Consider the following 3,535-nt stretch of genomic DNA (forward strand, 5'->3'; position numbering starts at 1 on the left):
GCCTTGTGGGTGACCGGAATTGATAATCCATCACCCGTCACCTGAAGCCTCGCCGAAAAAGAATAATCTGGCCGCTGCATTCCATCCAGCTCGCGCAGGAAGCTGATACCCGCTGCGCTTGCCAAACCAAACGTCTCTGATTGCTCACGTTCATTAATTAAAGCGTACAAATCCATTTGAACGGATTTGAACAGCTGCAAAAAAATCGATTGAGCAAGCAGCGATATTTCTGGAACAAGCACGTTTAATGGATCATCAACCCTTGTAATGACAGCAAGATGAAGGCGATCGAAAGATGCGTACAATCGGCCGTAATCAGCAATTGTATCGCTAACCTGACGCAGCGCCCGGTTGAGATCCGCTAGATGATGCCCTTCCTTATGGAATGCGGTGCCTATATCTTTGCGTTTGGTGCGATTATCCGTTTTGCCATCTACAACATCCGTAAGCGCTACCCTCGTCACCTTCGGGACAGATCGATTACGATTTGCCCCATGGTATGACGATGCTTTATAACCTGCACTTCCAGAGGCAGCATTTGCTTCACTCGACGAGACATGGAAATAAATAACGCCGGCATTGTTGTCCCATTTCAGTTCATTGGATTGAATCATAGGTTCAATCGCATGTCCTGCCTCATCTCCGATGTATAGAAATACGGTTGGATAGTGAATGCTGCTTTGATCATCCTCAAGGCCGCTAAGCTTCTGCTCAGCAGCCGAATAGTCGCTTGCATATAGATCCAACAATTCTCTCATCATTATTTCAACTTTCTACGAATTTCGTTAAGTTTAGTAGACATTTGCCGGTAGAACCGGTGCATTTCCTCTCCATTTGCCAGCTCAACCTTCTCGTATTCGAGACGCTCGCGTGCATCAAGGAATGTGCCGAACAGCTCCTCCAGCTTGGCTAACAGCTTTGAAGTATCCTCCGTTGCAGTCAGCTCCGTGACTCTGCGCTCCGCTTTGCGTCTTAGCACGCTGCGGTTTTTCTCCTCCAGCTGTCGGAAGCTCTCAAACACCTCAAACTCAACATAGCTGCTGCTTTTCATTAAATTAGCGAAAGGCGGCCATGCTTCTTCCTCTGGCTCGCGATCATAAACATACAGGGCACCTTTCTTGCAAATAGTCTCTGTGTACAGCGCCTCGATAAACTGATCCAGCAATTTCTCATCATCTTGGTGCTGCATAAGCAGCTGCTCAAGCTCGACTAATTTTACAGAGATGGATTCATACTTCGCCAATTCCTCACGAACCCGTCTTAGCTGCTCCGGCGAACGAATGAGATTTTCTTGTGCAAGCTCCTCTGTAAAGCTGCCGAAAATATCTTTTGTCGATTCAAGCTCCAGCCCCTCGGATAAAAGGCGCTTCAGCTCATTTACTGCTCGCTTAACTTCACCTAAATTCGGCTTCGCGCCATCAAGCTGCATATTGAACGGTTTTAACGCATCCGATAACTGGAACGGCTTCGTGAAGCGAACGGAATAACGGCTGCTCGTGTTATTGTCTATGCCCTTCTCTTCAATAATACGGAAGCTCTCGGCTTTGACAAACTCAGCGCGAACCCTTGCATTATAGCTTCTCACACGTGGGTTGACGTACGTATCGCCCCATGATTTCTCTGGAATCGGCGAAGGCAAATAGGTCCAATTGACACGGTCAGTCTGCACCAAATGACGGCCAATGCCTTCCTTATCGAGAATCGTGCGTTCATAGCTTTCTTCATAGACCTTCAGCGGCGTATAAACAAACAAAGGTACACCATTTCTCGTATTCAGCCAGAAAATCCGGTTTTTCACTTCACTTTCCTTTATCGTAAAGTGAGATTTGCCTATCGAGTTATTTTGATAATTCCGAATCCCTCTCAAAATGCTCGGCGCCTGCACAGGCACGGACACAAACCCCCATGAAGGGACATGCAAATTGCCTGAGCTGTTGCTGAGATGGAATACAGGCACAGCTTCCTCATCAAGCTTGCTCGCAATATGACGCTCAACAAACTTCTCAATCGATTCATCATTCCCGTATTTCATAACTAGGAATTCTTCCATTGATTTCGTAATCAGATCGCCGAATTTATTCGTCAAAAACTCTGAAATCGAGCTGACGATATCTATTTCCTGCTCTTTTACCCAAAGATTCGAATGGTCTAGAAGCTCCTGCGTAAAGTCGCGGATCAGATCATCGCCGTCCTTCTTATCCATTAAACGGCTGATAACGTCGGAGATGTCTGGTACGCCTACGATATTCCAATAATAAGTTTTGTTTCCTTTATGATCCGCTTGTTCCTCGCCGCTTGTCAGGATTTCACCATTTTTGGCAAAAATCGAATTAAGCACATTCAAAATTTCAGTAAATACGTTATAAATGCGGTTATTCTCGTTGTTCAGCAGCTGGTGGAGATCCTCATAAAATTCAATCAATTGCTCCATTCGCTCAACGTCAGCAAGCAGCCAGTACTCATTTATTTTTGCTTCGATATAGTTGTTTTTCTTCTTATCCTTGGATACGAACGCGCTCTTCGCATCGCCCATACGCTCATTGGCTTGCTCTCTAGCTGCTTCGATCTCTTTAGGAAGACGTGACAGCCCCTCACGAAGCGTCTCAATATAAGAGAGCAGCATCTTCAGCAAGCAGAAGCCTTTCTCAGTATGCAGGAGACGGGATACATAAAATGGCCCTTGCTCTGGATGGAGAAATGTACGGCGAATTTGATCGGTAAATTGCCCAACAATTTCGCCTGGCAGCTGTTTCTTGGCCTTAATATATTCCTCGCGCGCACGAGCCAAAAAGTTTTGCTCCAGCTCCGTATCCATGTTCACGGCTTGCATTTTCACCACGTTATTGTAGCTGAGTCGCTCGCTGTTCTCGAAGCCTGGCAGCGGCTCAGGCACTCGTGAGTCAAAGGTTTTCATCATCGTTTCGAGATCAATGCCAAGCTTGCGAGCAAATTTCTCTACATCGTCCTGACTCGGCGCCTTTTCAAACATCTTGTCCATTTTGTTGAAAAGTCGGTAGGCCAAATAAGTCGTCATTTCCTCGATCGGCAGTACCGCCGAAGAAGCTCCGATAATGTTGTAATCGTAGTTAGCCGGGTACATTTTGTTCATTTGAGCAATATTGGTCCGAATGTTGCTAATATAATCATGAATAGCGAATTCCTCGCCGGATTGTTTTTCCTCGCTGGAAATAAAGTTCGTAATATTCTCTGCCGTTACATTCATGCAATAATCATAAGCATTTTCAAGCAGCTTGCCCTCAGCGTTTGTAGCCGAGATGAGATGGCATAAATTAAACGGTGGGAGCGGCGAATTAACGTTTAGTATATTGCCATATTGCTGCGTAAACCGTTCACCACGGCTGTCCACATTCATCCAATAGTCCAGTTCCTTCAGTGCAGCATAGCCATTTTTCTTAATGTACTCACGTGTATGGTCACTCAAGCTTTTGCTTGCAAGGTTAATATCCGGCGTAAACAAATAACCAAGCGTATTAACGCGGTCGATGCCGGCTGATCCGTGATCACGCTCTATAAT

At 45.8% G+C, this 3,535-nt stretch carries 1 protein-coding gene and 1 pseudogene; both read right to left on the reverse strand.

Going from position 1 to position 3,535, the window contains the following annotated elements:
* Window positions 1-761: pseudogene (locus tag AC1DSE_RS32710) on the reverse strand (transcription initiation factor TFIID); the annotation flags it as partial.
* Window positions 761-3,535: tubulin-like doman-containing protein (locus AC1DSE_RS32715; protein ID WP_477528871.1), on the reverse strand; the 2,775-nt coding region annotated here is incomplete at its 5' end. The pseudogene AC1DSE_RS32710 and the gene AC1DSE_RS32715, both read right to left, overlap by 1 nt.

Source organism: Paenibacillus sp. 01L418, from assembly GCF_056400045.1.